Source organism: Rhizobium sp. ZPR4, assembly GCF_040215725.1.
Taxonomy (GTDB): domain Bacteria; phylum Pseudomonadota; class Alphaproteobacteria; order Rhizobiales; family Rhizobiaceae; genus Rhizobium; species Rhizobium rhizogenes_D.
The window spans coordinates 840,687-855,578 of sequence record NZ_CP157967.1; the positions used below are offsets into that span (position 1 = coordinate 840,687).

Genomic DNA, 14,892 nt, shown 5'->3' on the forward strand with positions numbered 1-14,892 from the left:
TCTTTCCGATATGCTGGCCGATCAGATCTTTCCTGAGCGCTGCAGCGTCATCATGTAGACGTCGTAGCTGTATTCGGCGACCTGGGTATAGAGGTAGTGCTGGCCACGGAAGCCTTTGATCGATTCCCAGATCTTCTTGAAGGTCGGGTTGTTGGCTTCCATCTCGGCATAGACCTCGTTGGCCTTGTCGAAGCAGGCATTCATGATCTCGGTGCTGAAGGGCCTGAGCTTCGCACCTTCGGCCACGACCCGTTTGATGGCGGCCGGGTTCAGGTAATCGTATTTCTGCAGCATGTTGGCGTCCGTCGCCTGGGCGGCCGTGCGCAGCAGCGATTGGTAAGCCTTCGGCAGGCCGTCATAGGCCGCCTTGTTGAACATGACATGCACCGTCGGGCCGCCTTCCCACCAGCCGGGATAGTAATAGTAGGGCGCAACCTTGTAGAAGCCGAGCTTCTCGTCGTCATAGGGGCCGACCCATTCGGCCGCATCGATCGTGCCTTTCTCGAGCGCCGGATAGATGTCGCCGCCGGCGATCTGCTGCGGCACGACGCCGAGGCGTTCGACCACCTTGCCGGCAAAGCCGCCGATGCGCATCTTCAGGCCCTTGAGATCGGCAACCGTGTTGATTTCCTTGCGGAACCAGCCGCCCATCTGCACGCCGGTATTACCGGCCGGGAAGCCGATCAGCCCCTGCGTCGCCAGAAATTCGTTGAACATGTCGATGCCGCCGCCGTGATATTGCCAGGCATTCATGCCGCGAGCGTTGAGCGCGAAAGGAACGGCAGCACCCAGGGCCCAGACCGGATCCTTGCCCCAATAATAATAGGCGACGGAATGGCAGGCCTCGACCGTTCCAGCCGAAGTTGCGTCAGCCGCCTGCAGGCCCGGCACGATTTCGCCGGCCGCAAAGACCTGAATGTTGAAATTGCCGTCGGTGGCTTCCGACACGTATTTCGACAACACTTCGCCGCCGCCATAGATCGTATCGAGCGACTTCGGAAACGACGACGTCAGGCGCCAGTTGATCTTCGGATTGCTCTGCGCAATAGCCGGAGCGGCAAGGGTTGCAGCAGCCGCAACCGAGCCGGCGCCGGCGACGCCTGCTTTCCGCAGAAATGAACGACGATCCATCTATTACTCCCCCCGGATACGAGCGGGCGGGCTCGCCCGCTCTTCGTGATCACGGCTGCAGCTAACCATGCCCCTCGACGCGTTTCAAGCGTATCGGAAGCGAGTGCAACCATTGATTTTTGCTCGGAACCGGAAGGTGGGCCTAGAGGTTTTTGCCTTTCACGATCGTTTCCCGCAGGAAGCTGTAGCCCAGCGCCGTACGCGTCGCGCGTTCCGTGGACGCGCCGTCACCGCCATGGCCACCCGAGCCGAATTCGTGGAACAGCGGGTGATGGCCGAGTTCTTCCAATTGAGCGGCAAAACGCCGGGCATGCGAGGGGTGGACCCGGTCGTCATTGCTCGAGCTTTCGATGTAGATCGACGGATAGGTGATCTCGGAGGCGGCCTTGACATTGTGCAGGGGTGAATAGGACTGCAGATATTCAAGGTCGGCCGGATCATCGGGATCGCCATATTCGTCGATCCAGGCTTTCCCGGCCGGGAAGACATGGAAGCGGGTCATGTCCAGCACCGGCACCTGGCACCAGATCGCGCCGAAATCCTGCGGGTAGCGCGTCGTCATGACGCCGGTCAGCAAACCGCCATTGCTGCCGCCGTTGCCGGCGATGCGGGATGGTTTGGTGTAGCCGCGTGCGACCAGATCGCGGGCGACGGCGGCAAAGTCCGCAAAAGCCCTGTGACGGCCGTGGTTCTTGGCGCTGCGGTGCCAGTTCGGTCCGAACTCGCCGCCACCGCGAATATAGGCCATCACATAGGCGTTGCCCTGTTCGAGCCAGCGGCCGATGACGCCGGAATAATAGGGGCCGAGCGCGACGTCGAAGCCACCGTAACCATACATCAGGACAGGCAGTTCACCCTTGGTCCAGACTTTCGGCAGGACGACATGATAGGGCACCTTCGTACCGTCCTCGGAGATGGCTTCCAGCAGGATGGAGGTCATGCCTTCGCTGTCGAAGTAGGTCGGCGAACTAGCAATGTGCTTGAGTTCAAGGGATGTCCGGCGATCGCTAAGATCCAGCTGGTAGGAGGAGGGTGGCTGCAGAAAGCCTGCGCCATAGACCTGGAGCGTGTCGTCGCCGAGATGCAGATCGGAATAGAGCGGTGCGACCGACGCCGTCTGAACATCCTCAGGCAGCGCGATTTCGCGGATTTCGGCATCGGCCTTGGCCAGATCAAGGACGAAGAGATGTGGCCGCATGTTGTCCGACACGATGAAGACGCACCATTCGCGCATCAGCAGGAATTGCGAAACCGATTGCCGCTCATTGGGCGAAAACAGGATGCGTCTCGCATCGGCGCCAGATGTCCCCGGCTCTCGCGGCAGGGGCTGCAAGGCCAGGCTGCCGGCGGGGATGCGTTCGTCGGTCTTGGCAAGCCAGACGAGATGGGAATGGTTGAATCCGAATTCGATATCATCAGGCAAATCGATCTGTCGCAGCGAACCGTCCCGATCCTCGATGAAGTGACTGGCGCTGCCGATTTCATGACCCGCGCTGAAGATCCGGATCGGCCGGGCCTCACCTTCCCCTGCAAGACCGGCAAGCTGTGGGTCGAAGATCGAACAGGAGCCATAGATGTCGCTGTCTTCGGCGGCATAGAGGACGGGAGCATCCGCCGGTGACTGGCCGCGTTTCAGGCGACGGCCGACGCGCGGCCAACCGGACCGCGTCGAGGATTCGCGGTCGATCGAGCCGAAATAGGCGATTTCGTCGCGGCTGAGCCAGGTCGCATGGCTGCGAACCGCCGGCGTATCGAAGCCGCCCTGGACGATGCCTTTTGTCTCACAGTCGAATTCCAATAGCCGGATGGGATCGGAGCCGCCGTCGGAAAGGCAAAGCAGCACCCGCGTCGGCTCCCAGGGGCAGGTGATCGCGCCGCGCCAGAGCCATTTCCTGTCTTCCTGGGCACAGAAGGCATCGAGATCGAAGATCGGTTCCCACGGTGCATCGGGCAGGGGCGCAAGATCCGCTGGCAGCCGATACCATCGGCCGAGCGGATGATCGGCACTGCGATGAAAATCGAACAGCCAGTTGCCGCGCCGGGTGGTGGTGATCAGCCGGTCCTCTCGCTCGATCATTTCCTTGATCGCGATGCGATCCGCCTCGAATTCCGGCGTCTTCAGCAGCCGCTCGGAGTCCGCATCCATTTTGGCGACGAATTGCAGGGTTTGCGGATCGTCGTCGCGTTCAAGGTGGAGGTGCATGGCGGCTCCGGATTCTATTGCTGATGGTGGTGAGGCATCAGCAAACCAAAATAAGGGCGCGGAAGCAACCGTGCATCCGCGCCCTTATTGTCCATGGATTTTTCGGTATTGACCGCCTCAGCGCACCATTTTGGTATCGGCCTGTGCGACCAGATTGGTCGCCGGAGCGGACTCGCGCTTGTATTTCAGCGTGACGACCTTGTAGCCCTCTTTCTCCAGGCGGCTCAGAAGAGTGGGCAGCATCCTGACCGTACGCTGGTGGATGTCGTGCATCAGAACGATGCCGCGGCCGCGCTGATGGAGTTGTTTCATGGTGCGATCGACCACCGAGGCGGGCGTCGAAGTGAAGTAATCCTTGCTGTCGATATCGACATCCATGACGATCATGTCGCGGGAGGCGATGGCTGCGCGCAGGCGTTTGGAGTCGGCAAGATAGGGGAAGCGGAAGAAGGGAACATCCGTGCCGATCGCCTTGGTGACGGCATCCTTGCCGCGGGCGATCTCGGTCATCGCCGCATCGAAGGTCATCTTGTCCAGATCGGGATGGCGGAATGTATGGCTGCCGATCGCATCGCCATGGGCGAGAACTTCGCGCGCCGTCGCCGGATGAGCCTGTGCCATTTCGCCGACCATCATGAAGGCGGCCTTGACGCCGAACTTGTCGAGCGTGGCGAGAATGCGTTCCGTCTTGCCCGGGGCAGGGCCGTCGTCGAAAGTGAGGATGACTTCCTTGTCGGCGAGCCGGATGTCCTTGAGCGAGGCGACTTCCAGCGTCCGGCCGGCGAGATTGTGCGGGCCGTTCATGCCCGCCAGGTCGTCGCGGGTTTCCAGATCGGCGACGAGCCACTTCTTCGGCTCCATCTCGACGGGGTCGTTGGCCTTCAGCGGCTTGTGACGCGGCTCTTCGGCGGCATAGCCGGTCTTGAGCGATGCGTCATTGGTCGGTTTCGTGGCGCATCCTCCGAGAGCCAGGGACACGGCAAGGCCAGCCAGCAAAACACGGTAGTTCATCAGAATCGCTCAACAATATGTCTATGAAAGTTGAGCGCATTTTCTGCAGTTATGGTTAATGATCGGTTAGGATCGGCGGCGAATTCCTTAACGAGCCGTCAGGTTTCAGCCGGCCATGCCGCTTTCATATTCCGATGACAGTTCGAGCCACTGCTCCTCGGCGGCCGCAAGCTTCTCGGCGGCATCCGCACGCTGCTTTGCCTTCTCCGCCGCCTTTGCCGGCGCCTTTTCGTAGAGGGCGGGATCCGCAAGTTCTGCATCAAGCGCCTGAATCAGTTTCTCAAGCTTGCCGGTCAAGGATTCGATTTCGTTGATCTTCTTCTTGAGCGGTGCGAGCGATGCGCGCCGATCGGCATTGAGCTTGCGCTGGTCGGCCTTGGAAACGGAATCGTCACCACCGTTTGCCGCCGCCTTGCCGTCCTTGGTCTTCGGGCTGGCGACGACGAGGCTGCGGTATTCTTCGAGATCGCCGTCGAAGGTGGAGACGGTGCCATCGCGCACCAGCCAGAGCCGGTCGACTGTGGCCTCGATCAGATGGCGATCGTGCGAGATGAGGATGACGGCGCCGGAATAATCGTTCAGCGCCTGGATCAGCGCATTGCGGCTGTCGATATCGAGATGGTTGGTCGGTTCGTCGAGGATCAGAAGGTTCGGCGCGTCGAAGGCGGCAAGACCCATCAGCAGCCGCGCCTTTTCGCCGCCGGAGAGATCCTTGACCTGCGTGTCCATCTTTTCCGTCGCCAGACCCATCTGCGCGACGCGGGCGCGCACCTTGGCTTCCGGCGTTTCGGGCATGCGGCGGCGCACATGTTCGACGGCCGTCTGGTTCGGAATGAGATCGTCGAGCTGGTGCTGAGCGAAGAAGCCGATCTTCAGGTTCGGCGCCAGCCTGACATCGCCGCTCTCGGCGCCGAGCCGGCCGGAGATGAATTTCGCGAAGGTCGATTTGCCGTTGCCGTTCGAGCCGAGCAGGGCAATGCGGTCATCGGCATCGATGCGCAGATTGAGGCGCTTGAGGATCGGTTTGCCTGGCTCGTAGCCGACGGCGCCGCCGCTGATCGCGATGATGGGCGAGGCGGGCTGCTTTTCGGGCTCGGGAAAGCTGAAGCCCATGACATGGTCTTCGATGACGGCCGCGACCGTGCCCATGCGCTCCAGAGCCTTGATGCGCGACTGCGCCTGCCGGGCTTTCGAGGCCTTGGCCTTGAAGCGGTCGATAAAGCTTTGCAGGTGCTTGCGCGCCGCATCGTTCTTCGCTTTCGCCTTCATCTGCAGCTCGTCGGCTTCGGCCTTCTGCCGCTCGAACTGATCGTAGGAGCCGCGATAGAAGGTGAGCTTCTTCTGGTCGAGATGCACGATGGAATTGACCGCCGTATTCAAAAGATCGCGGTCGTGCGAGATGATAATGACCGTGTGCGGGTAGCGGCGGATGTAATCCTCCAGCCACAAGGTGCCTTCGAGGTCGAGATAGTTCGTCGGTTCGTCGAGCAGCAGCAGATCCGGCTCGGAAAACAGCACCGCCGCAAGCGCAACGCGCATGCGCCAGCCGCCGGAGAAGGAGGAGGCCGGGCGCTTCTGCGCCTCGTGGTCGAAGCCGAGGCCGGCAAGGATGCTGGCGGCACGCGCTTCGGCTGAATGTGCGTCGATATCGGCTAGACGCGTCTGGATATCGGCGATGCGATGCGGATCAGTCGCGGTCTCGGCTTCCACAAGCAGTGCGGAGCGTTCCTTGTCTGCTGCCAGGACGATATCGATCAGCGGCTCCTCGGTGCCGGGCGCTTCCTGCGCGACCTGGCCGATGCGGGCATTGCGCGGGATCGAGACCGAGCCGCTCTCGGCGGCAAAATCGCCGGTGATGATCCGGAACAGCGTCGATTTGCCGGCGCCGTTCTTGCCGACGAGGCCGGCCTTCGTGCCCGCCGGAAGCGTCACGTTGGCATGGTCGATGAGAAGGCGGCCGGCAATGCGGGCGGAGAGGTCTGAAATCGAAATCATGGCGCGGTTTTGGCCGAACTCGGCGCCGAAGGCAAGAGTGCGAGGGCGCTTAGGCGTCCGCGCTTTACGAGGACTTCGAGAGGTTGGCGCAGTTGCGCAGCCGCTCGGTCAGCTCCGTTTCATAGAGCATGAGGTTGCTGAGCGAGGCATTGAGGCTGTCGAGGGCGGAATTGGCATTGGCTGCCGTTTCGGTCTCACGGCTAAATCGCTGCTTCTTCTTCAGCCCCTTGGCGAGCTGATCTGCCACTTCCCGCAGCATTTCGGCCGCATCGCTTTCCGATTTGCGCGCCACCAGGCCGCAGTGGCTGACCAGGCGATGCTTCAGCCCGATCTCATCGAGCCCGCTCTGCGAGGGAAGGGGACCGAGCGCCTCGATCTCTTCGGCAAGACAGCGGTCTTCGCCGTAGAGTGCTTCGTAAAATAGTTGATAGTTGCGCGGCAGGTTCTTGATCTTCAGTCGCGTCATGAAGCGACCGATGACCTCAAGCTCGGTTTCCGTTTCATCGTCATCGATGGAATATGCCGAAACGCTTGTCTGCGAGTTCTTCATGCCTGCTTCTGACCGTGAGCTGATATATCTTATCAATCTGCAGGCTGGCAGGTTAAGGGAACATGAACAAAACGGTCTATGCGCGTGCTTGCGCAACAAAATGAGGCATGCGCTCAACGCTTGAGCGAAGCCGATCAATATCGGTTGGCTTCATGTTGACATCCAGTGCTGCCCTTCGCCGCGCAGGAAATGCAGGAGATCGAGCACCAGAGACGGCTTGCCCATCGACGTCAGTATCATGTGGCATTGGCCGCGGTGATGAGTGTGATGGTTGAACATATGCGCGACCGCCAGATGCAGAGGGTGGGTGATCGCACCTGGCCGGAGAACGGACGTATAGGTGACGTCGGTGGCAAGGGCAGCGTCATCGAGCGTCTCGATCCAATCCATGATCCGCCGATCCTCGGCCTCGCGGGCCATACGAAGCCCTGCGAGATCGTCGTGCAGAACGACGCCCAGCGCGGCTGGAGCCTCGCCCGTGCCGTTGAATCGGTGCATCCACAGCCGATCCGTCACCACCAGATGGTTCAGCGTTCCATGGAGCGAACCGAAGAAGGCGCCGCGATCCTCGTGAAATTCCGCGTCGCTGAGATCCGCCGCGGCATTATAGACCTGAGCGTTGGCCCAGTGATTGTAGTCGGCAAGCATTCTGAAATGTCTGAGCATATGCGTCTCCTCCATGGTGATGATGATGGTATCGTGAAGTTCGGCGATGGATAGCCGCTTCACCGCCCCAGCGGATCGCGAATCGGCCGCACGGACTGTGACAGCAGCGTGAAATTGGGCGATCCCCCTTGTTTTCGGGCTTTGGGGCAGGTAAAGACCGCCCACTTTTCTCTGATTACAAGGAATGGACCCATGGCGATTGAACGTACTTTTTCGATGATCAAGCCGGATGCGACGAAGCGCAACCTGACCGGCGCCATCACCAAGGTTTTTGAGGACAACGGCCTACGTGTCATCGCCTCCAAGCGCGTCTGGATGAGCAAGCGCGAAGCCGAAGGCTTCTACGCCGTTCACAAGGAACGTCCGTTCTTCGGCGAACTCGTCGAAGGCATGACCTCCGGCCCGACCATCGTTCAGGTCCTGGAAGGCGAAGGCGCCATCCTGAAGAACCGCGAAATCATGGGTGCAACCAACCCGGCCAACGCTGACGAAGGCACGATCCGCAAGACCTTCGCCCTGTCGATCGGCGAAAACTCCGTTCACGGCTCGGATGCTCCGGAAACGGCTGCCGTCGAAATCGCCTACTGGTTCGCAGAAACCGAAATCGTCGGCTGAATCGGCCTTTCAGCTTCAGCGCTGAACGATTTGAAATGACTCAATAAAAGCCGGGATCGCATCCCGGCTTTTTTCATGCCGGGCAGGCCATATCCTTCCCGTAATCGACGCTGCCGTCCCCTTTGAAAATATCCGGATTGGCCGTGTAGGCGGGACCGACGACGAGTGGCTTCGTGGGGAGCACGGTCTGGTCGAGATCGGATTTGACCTCGGTCTTGATGGTCTGGATCGTTTTGTCGCTGGCATCGACCAGCTTGATCGAGACGGAATAGGGACGGTCCTTGCGGACGCAGCGCAGATCCGGGCTCTCCAGCGTGATCTTGTCCCAGAATGTATAGATCTTTTGGTTGACGACAAGGGGATTGCCGCCGGCAGGGTTTTCAAACTCCGCAACGGCTGTCGTCCCCTCAGGGATCGGGGCGATCTTCTTGAGCGTAATCATATAGCTCGCGCTCGCCACGCGATAGTTGAAGACGAAGAGGCGACCGGTGAGCTGGGTCGGACCTTCATCGTCTTTCCTCTGGCAGCCGGCCAGCGCGAGGCCGGCGATAATCCCGGCACCTATCGTTGTCAGCAAAATCCTTCTTATTGTCATGGCGCAGTCTCCTCCTTCTTGCGCCGGTAGTGCCGGCTGGCCTTGGCACGGTTGCCGCAGACCGCCATGTCACACCAGGCACGGCTTTTGTTCTTGCTGCGGTCGATAAAGAGCCAGCCGCAGTTGCGGCATATTTTCATTCGTTCCGGATCGGGCATGGCGATGAGGCGCAGCGTCGAATGGACGGTCGCGGCATCGAGCCCATCGGATGGGGCTTGTTTCAGAACCCTCGCCAAAGCCGCAAGCAGATCCGCTAGCAGCAGATCGGCGGCCTCGTCCAGAACGCGCGCCCGGAAATAACGATCGATCATCTCACGCAATGAGATGAAATCGGCACGGTTTTCGCGCCGGACCGGCAGGATATCGCCGAAGAGCACGCGCTCTGCGCAGAAATTGATGGCCGCCTTTGGAAAGCTGTCCATCTGTCCCGTCGCTTCGAAACGGTCGATGCGGCGCTCGTCGTCATGGCGCAGGATCACGCTGTTGGCGACATCGAGCGCAAGCGCGCCGCCGGAGAAGCGATGTGGGGTCCAAGTGAAGCTCATGGTGAAAATTATAACTGGTAAAATTCATTTTGCCAGTTACTATTTATTCGTCCTTCGGAGGAGTGAATGGCCTATCTTCTGCAGCAATTGGCGAATGCCGTCCCGCTGGCGGCGCTCTATGCGACGCTTGCCTTCGGCTATTCCATTGCATTCGGGGTCATGAAGCGGGCCGATATCACCTATGGCGCGCTCTTCGCCTTCGCCGGCCAGATGCTCGTGCTGTTCACCGATGTCGGTTACACCAAGATGTATCTGGTCCTGCCGGCCGCCTTCGCCTTCGGCGCCATCATCGCCGTCGGCTATACGATCGGCACCAGCTTTCTGGTTGGTCGCGCGATCATGCTGCCGCTGTCGCGAAAATCGCCGAATACCGTCATCGTCGCGGCGCTCGGCATGATGATCATCCTAATGGAAACCGCGCGGCTGGCCTCGAATACGCGCGGCATCTGGCTACCGCCCTTCCTGAACGAGGCCGTCGTCTTCTGGGATAGCGGCGATTTCCGCGTGACGCTCACCGAAATCCAGCTGCTCAACACCGCGCTGATGATCCTCGTCATCCTTATGGGTGCCTATGTCTTGAAGTGCACGGGATGGGGCCGCATATGGCGGGCGGTCACCGACGATGCTCTCGCCGCTGAACTATGCGGCGCTAGCGCCAATCGTGTTTTCCTACTCGCGTACGTCGCCTCTGCGGTGGTCGCAACCATCTGTGGCCTGCTGGCTACTTCCTACTATGGAACGATGGATTTCGGGGCGGGGCTGATGTTCGGGCTTAAAGTGCTGATGATCGCGGCGGTCGGCGGCTATTCCGATCCGCTGAAATCGGCAGGCGGGGCGGCACTTCTCGGCCTCACCGAGACCATGTGGGGTGCCTATGGCCCGTTCCTGTGGCGCGACTTCGTCATCTTCTCGCTGCTGGTGCTGCTGCTGGTGTTCAGCCGGCGCGAGCGCGTCGTGCCTTGAAACCTATGTCTCGCCCGCCCATTTGGCCCGCGCCGCATCGTCGGCATCCTTAGCCGAGACCCAGCCACCTTCTTCGCCGTTCTTGCCATGCTCCTTCTTCCAGAAGGGCGCGGATGTCTTCAGGAAATCCATAACGAAATTGGCGCCATCGAAGGCCGCTTGTCGATGCGAGGCGGCGGCAATGACGAGCACGATGTTCTCGCCGGGGATAATCTTGCCATAGCGATGGATGGCGGTCAGGCCGAGAAGTTCGAAACGCTCGATGGCAAGATTGGCGATGCGGGCGATCTCCGCTTCCGCCATGCCGGGATAGTGCTCAAGTTCAAGTGCACCCAAAGTGCCGCCTTCGTCACGGCAAAGACCGGAGAACGTAACGACCGCACCGATGTCGCGCCGCCCGTCCGTCAGCCGGTCGATCTCCGCCTGAAGCTCGAAATCCTCGCGCTGGACTCGGACTACCGGCTGCATAGCCATCGGCTTAGCCCCCTGTCATCGGCGGGAAGAGCCCGATCTCCCGCGCTCCGGCGATCGGCTCGTCGTGTTCGGCGTGCTCCATGTTGATGGCGACGCGGATCGCGTTGGGAAATTGAAGCGCCGCCTCGTATTCTTCTCCCAAGCCCTTCAAATGACTCAGGAGATCGCCGACGGTGACGACTTCGGCCGGAAGGGAAATCTCCTCTTCCGTTTTGCCGATCCGCTCACGCACCCAGGCGAAATAGACGAGCTTCGTCATCATTCCTCATCCACGACATGCTTCAGCCCGGCCCGGAAATAATCATAGCCGGTGTAGATGGTCAAAAGCGCTGCGACCCAGAGCAGGACTATGCCTATCTCAGTCGTGTAGGGTAGCACCTTGTCGCCCGCCGGCCCAGCCAGCAGGAAGGCGATCGCCACGAGCTGAGCGGTCGTCTTCCATTTCGCGATGCGCGTCACCGGAACGCTGACCTTCAGTGCCGCCAGATATTCGCGCAGGCCAGAGACGAGGATTTCGCGGCAGAGGATGATGATTGCGGCCCAGAGCGACCAGCCCGCAATGGTGCCGTCGGCTGCGACCAGAAGCAGGATCGCGGAGACCAGCAGCTTGTCGGCGATCGGATCGAGCATGCGGCCGATATTCGAGGTCTGGTTCCAGATGCGCGCAAGATAGCCGTCAAGGAAGTCGGTGATCGAGGCAATGACGAAGATCCAGAGCGCGACCCAGCGCGCGAAATCAGAACCTTCCAGCTTGCCTTCGATGAAGAAGCAAAGAACGATCAGGGGTACGCAGAGAATGCGGCCGTAGGTGAGCAGATTGGGGATGCTGTAAGCGCGCGACGCCATGGAAATCGTTTCGTTTCTGTTGTCTCGACCAGGCCGGATGGGGCTCTGTTGATCTCATCCAGCTGAAGTCATTTGATTGAGCGTGATCCCAAAAACCGCTTCGCACTTTTTGGTGGTCATACCCTAGATGATGGTTCGGTCAGTTTATCGTCAATATTGTTTCTGTTTTTTCACCGCTATTGCGTGGAATTTGCGACGAGCTTTCCCTATTTCGCGGCGTCTTCGTGGAAATGGTTGTAGACCTGCCGTGCGACGGCTTCGGATATGCCCTCCACCGCCATCAGATCCGAAAGGGCGGCGCGCGACACGGCCTTCGCCGTGCCGAAATGCTGGAGAAGCGCGCGCTTGCGCGAAGGGCCGATGCCGCCGATCTCGTCCAGCGGGTTCTTCACCATCTCCTTCTTGCGCCGGGCGCGATGCGAGCCGATCGCGAAGCGGTGCGCCTCGTCGCGCATGCGCTGGATGAAGTAGAGCACGGGGTCGCGGGGCGGCAGCGAGAAGCTTTCGCGCGCTGGGGCGAAGAAGCGCTCGCGCCCGGCCTCACGGTCGACACCCTTGGCAACGCCGATGGCGATGACGCTGTCGGTGATCCCGAGCTCCTCGAGAATGGCGCGCACGGCCGTCATCTGCCCCTGGCCACCGTCGATGAGGATGACATCGGGCCAGGCGGGAAAGGCGCGATCGGCGGCATCGACGCCAGCATCGGCCTCACCGCTGCGGTCAGGCTTGCCTTCCTCCTTGAGCAGCCGGGAGAAGCGGCGGGTCATGACCTCGCGCATCATGCCGAAGTCGTCGCCCGGCGTGATGTCGGTCGATTTGATGTTGAACTTGCGATACTGGCCTTTGACGAAGCCTTCCGGCCCGGCCACCACCATGCCGCCGACGGCGTTCGTGCCCATGATGTGGGAGTTGTCGTAGATCTCGATGCGTTGCGGCGTATAGGGAAGCTTGAAGGTTTCCTTGAAGCCCTCGAGCAGCCGCGATTGCGAGGCGGTTTCCGCAAGCTTGCGGCCATGCGCTTCGCGGGCATTGGCAATGACATGCTCGACCAGATCGCGCTTCTCGCCGCGCTGCGGCACGAGGATCGCGACCTTGTGGCCGGCCTTTTCACTGAGGGCCGCCGCCAGCAGCTCGATTTCCTCGATGGTCTCCGACAGCAAGATCTGCCGCGGCACGGGCTTGTCGTCATAGAACTGCGCCAGGAAGGCATTCAGCACTTCGGCGCCGGAGAGCGATGGATCGGCCTTCGGGAAATAGGCGCGGTTGCCCCAGTTCTGGCCGGTGCGGAAGAAGAAGACCTGGATGCAGGAAATGCCGCCCTCGTGATGGATGGCAAAGACATCGGCTTCCTCCACCCCGGCCGGGTTGATGCCCTGATGGCTCTGCACATGCGAGAGTGCGGCCAGCCGGTCGCGAAAGATCGCGGCGCGCTCGAAATCCAGATCCTCGGCGGCGGCATTCATCGCCTCGGCCATATGCGCCTTGACGTTCTGGCTCTTGCCCGAAAGGAAGTCCTTCGCCTCCTGCACCAGTTCTCTGTAGCCCGCATCGCTGATCTCGTGCGTGCAGGGCCCGGAACAGCGCTTGATCTGGTAGAGCAGGCAGGGGCGTGTGCGCGTCTCGAAAACGCTGTCGGTACAGGTGCGGATGAGGAAGGCGCGCTGCAGCGAGTTGATGGTGCGGCCGACGGCGCCCGCCGAGGCGAAGGGGCCGAAGTAATCTCCCTTGCGGGCACGGGCGCCGCGATGCTTGAAGATCGCGGGCGCGCGTTGATCGCCGGTAATCAGGATATAGGGAAAGGATTTGTCGTCGCGCAGCAGAACGTTAAAACGCGGGCGCAAGCGCTTGATGAGATTCGCTTCCAGCAGCAGCGCTTCTGTTTCCGTCCGCGTGGTGACGAATTCCATGTTCGCGGTTTCGCGCACCATGCGGGCGATGCGGTTGGAATGGACCTTGCCGAGGGCATAGTTCGAAACGCGTTTCTTCAGGCTCCGCGCCTTGCCGACATAAAGCACGTCGCCGCCTTCGTTGAACATGCGGTAGACGCCGGGATTGTTGGGCAACCGTTTGACGAATTCGGCGATCAGCTCGGCGCCGCGAAGCCCGGTCTCATTCTTTCCGCCTTCGTTCCAGTCGATGGACGCAACAGGGGAGGCGGCGGCATCGCCTTCCACCTCGATGTCGTCTTCGATATCCTCTGATTCGTCATAGAGAACGCCGCCATCAGGCAGCTTTCTTCCATTCATTCCGCACTCTCCGACACGTCTGGCGTTTCCCAGGCAAGATGCTGGCCGCCATCGAGCGCTATCATTTGGCCCGTGATCGAGGGCGTGTCAAAAAGAAAGCGGATGGTCCGGCCGAATTCTTCGAGGCCTGGTGCCGCCTTTAATATGAGGCCGTCGATCTGCGCTTGAAAGTCCTCTTCGGTCTGCCGCACGCTGCGCACGGTCGGGCCTGGGCCGATCGCATTGACGCGGATGCGGGGAGCAAAGGTCTGCGCCATCGTCTGTGTCGCCGTCCACAGGGCAGCCTTCGACAGCGTATAGGAATAGAAGCGCGGATTCAGCGCCCATACCCTCTGATCCACCATATGGACGATCAGACCCGGATACGGCTCGGGAAGCTGCCTGACGAAATCGGCCGCGAGAATCGACGGCGCCCGCACATGTACAGCGAAATGTGCCTCGAAGGCTTCCGCGTCGAAACGATCGGCGGAATCACCAAGAAAGACGGAGGCATTATTGACAAGAAGATCGAGCGGACCGAGGGCGTCCGCAGCCCTTTCGACAAGGGTGGATGTCTCGTCCAAATTCTGCAGATCTGCCTTGATCGCAATGGCCCTCCGGCCCATTCGCCGCAGTTTCGCCGCAATTTCCTCGGCCTCGGCGAGGGACTGATTGGCGTGCAACGCCACCGCGAAGCCGTTAGCCGACAAATCCTCGGCAATTGCCAGGCCTATTCTTTTGGAGGCGCCGGTTATCAGCGCCGTGCGTAGTTTTTCCTGGCTCAAGAGATCGCCTTTTGCTCGTCGTTACCCAATCGATGCTCATATAGGGCGTCGATACACCATATGAAAAGATGCATGAGCGAATGATGCCCTTTGGGGTTTCTTATGTAAAACTTGAGGTATATTTAGTTTAAAATAAGTATACACGGTTTAACCGATGATTAGGGTTAACAATTCCTCTGTTGCGATGAAGCAACATCGAAATTCAGCCACGTCTGTGCCACAATGATATCATATTTTGGCTCTTCCAATTCCTCATTTGCATTCCAATTTCAACCTCGATCCGGGAGG

At 60.3% G+C, this 14,892-nt stretch carries 15 protein-coding genes; 2 read left to right on the forward strand and 13 right to left on the reverse strand.

From position 1 onward, the window contains the following. Positions 1-21 precede the first annotated feature (21 nt). The 6 genes from ABOK31_RS04130 to ABOK31_RS04155 all read right to left on the reverse strand — a co-directional run bounded on the left by ABOK31_RS04130 (position 22) and on the right by ABOK31_RS04155 (position 7,556). Positions 22-1,131 carry a TRAP transporter substrate-binding protein gene (locus ABOK31_RS04130; protein WP_174174199.1) on the reverse strand — a complete coding sequence of 370 codons (1,110 nt, stop codon included), beginning with the start codon at positions 1,129-1,131 and terminating at the stop codon, positions 22-24. A gap of 142 nt (positions 1,132-1,273) precedes the next feature. Next, positions 1,274-3,334, reverse strand: a complete 2,061-nt coding sequence (locus ABOK31_RS04135; protein WP_349957856.1) for a prolyl oligopeptidase family serine peptidase — start codon at positions 3,332-3,334, stop codon at positions 1,274-1,276. 117 nt (positions 3,335-3,451) lie between these two features. Next, a complete protein-coding gene (locus ABOK31_RS04140; protein ID WP_174174201.1) occupies positions 3,452-4,345 on the reverse strand; it encodes a polysaccharide deacetylase family protein in 894 nt (297 codons plus the stop codon). A 105-nt stretch (positions 4,346-4,450) separates the two neighbouring features. Beyond that, entirely contained in the window at positions 4,451-6,340 is a 1,890-nt protein-coding gene (locus ABOK31_RS04145) for an ABC-F family ATP-binding cassette domain-containing protein (protein WP_349957857.1), read from the reverse strand. Between the two features lie 64 nt (positions 6,341-6,404). Continuing rightward, entirely contained in the window at positions 6,405-6,890 is a 486-nt protein-coding gene (locus ABOK31_RS04150; RefSeq protein WP_349957858.1) for a hypothetical protein, read from the reverse strand. A 150-nt stretch (positions 6,891-7,040) separates the two neighbouring features. After that, positions 7,041-7,556 carry a DinB family protein gene (locus ABOK31_RS04155; RefSeq protein ID WP_349957859.1) on the reverse strand — a complete coding sequence of 172 codons (516 nt, stop codon included), beginning with the start codon at positions 7,554-7,556 and terminating at the stop codon, positions 7,041-7,043. Between the two features lie 192 nt (positions 7,557-7,748). Here ABOK31_RS04155 and ndk point away from each other — a divergent pair, with 192 nt between their 5' ends. After that, on the forward strand, positions 7,749-8,171 hold the full coding sequence (ndk, locus tag ABOK31_RS04160; protein WP_174174205.1) for a nucleoside-diphosphate kinase: 423 nt from the start codon (positions 7,749-7,751) through the stop codon (positions 8,169-8,171). Positions 8,172-8,244: 73 nt separating this feature from the next. Here ndk and ABOK31_RS04165 read toward each other — a convergent pair whose 3' ends face one another. After that, positions 8,245-8,766 (reverse strand): hypothetical protein, encoded by a 522-nt coding sequence (locus ABOK31_RS04165; protein WP_174174206.1) that lies wholly within the window; start codon positions 8,764-8,766, stop codon positions 8,245-8,247. Then, the gene (locus tag ABOK31_RS04170) at positions 8,763-9,311 is read right to left on the reverse strand and encodes a CGNR zinc finger domain-containing protein (protein ID WP_349957860.1); all 549 of its coding nucleotides are present in this window, start codon (positions 9,309-9,311) and stop codon (positions 8,763-8,765) included. The genes ABOK31_RS04165 and ABOK31_RS04170 overlap by 4 nt, the downstream gene beginning before the upstream one ends. Before the next feature lie 66 nt (positions 9,312-9,377). Between ABOK31_RS04170 and ABOK31_RS04175 the strand changes: the two genes are divergently transcribed. Next, entirely contained in the window at positions 9,378-10,274 is an 897-nt protein-coding gene (locus ABOK31_RS04175) for a branched-chain amino acid ABC transporter permease (RefSeq protein ID WP_174174208.1), read from the forward strand. Between the two features lie 3 nt (positions 10,275-10,277). Here ABOK31_RS04175 and ABOK31_RS04180 read toward each other — a convergent pair whose 3' ends face one another. The 5 genes from ABOK31_RS04180 to ABOK31_RS04200 all read right to left on the reverse strand — a co-directional run bounded on the left by ABOK31_RS04180 (position 10,278) and on the right by ABOK31_RS04200 (position 14,604). Further along, positions 10,278-10,748, reverse strand: a complete 471-nt coding sequence (locus tag ABOK31_RS04180) for a molybdenum cofactor biosynthesis protein MoaE (RefSeq protein WP_349957861.1) — start codon at positions 10,746-10,748, stop codon at positions 10,278-10,280. A gap of 4 nt (positions 10,749-10,752) precedes the next feature. Further along, entirely contained in the window at positions 10,753-11,007 is a 255-nt protein-coding gene (gene moaD / locus ABOK31_RS04185) for a molybdopterin converting factor subunit 1 (protein WP_113347477.1), read from the reverse strand. After that, positions 11,007-11,594 (reverse strand): CDP-diacylglycerol--glycerol-3-phosphate 3-phosphatidyltransferase, encoded by a 588-nt coding sequence (gene pgsA, locus ABOK31_RS04190; RefSeq protein ID WP_015339389.1) that lies wholly within the window; start codon positions 11,592-11,594, stop codon positions 11,007-11,009. Before pgsA ends, moaD begins: the two co-directional genes overlap by 1 nt. Before the next feature lie 206 nt (positions 11,595-11,800). After that, on the reverse strand, positions 11,801-13,840 hold the full coding sequence (gene uvrC / locus ABOK31_RS04195) for an excinuclease ABC subunit UvrC (protein ID WP_349957862.1): 2,040 nt from the start codon (positions 13,838-13,840) through the stop codon (positions 11,801-11,803). Beyond that, positions 13,837-14,604, reverse strand: a complete 768-nt coding sequence (locus ABOK31_RS04200) for an SDR family oxidoreductase (RefSeq protein WP_349957863.1) — start codon at positions 14,602-14,604, stop codon at positions 13,837-13,839. The genes uvrC and ABOK31_RS04200 overlap by 4 nt, the downstream gene beginning before the upstream one ends. Positions 14,605-14,892 lie beyond the last annotated feature (288 nt).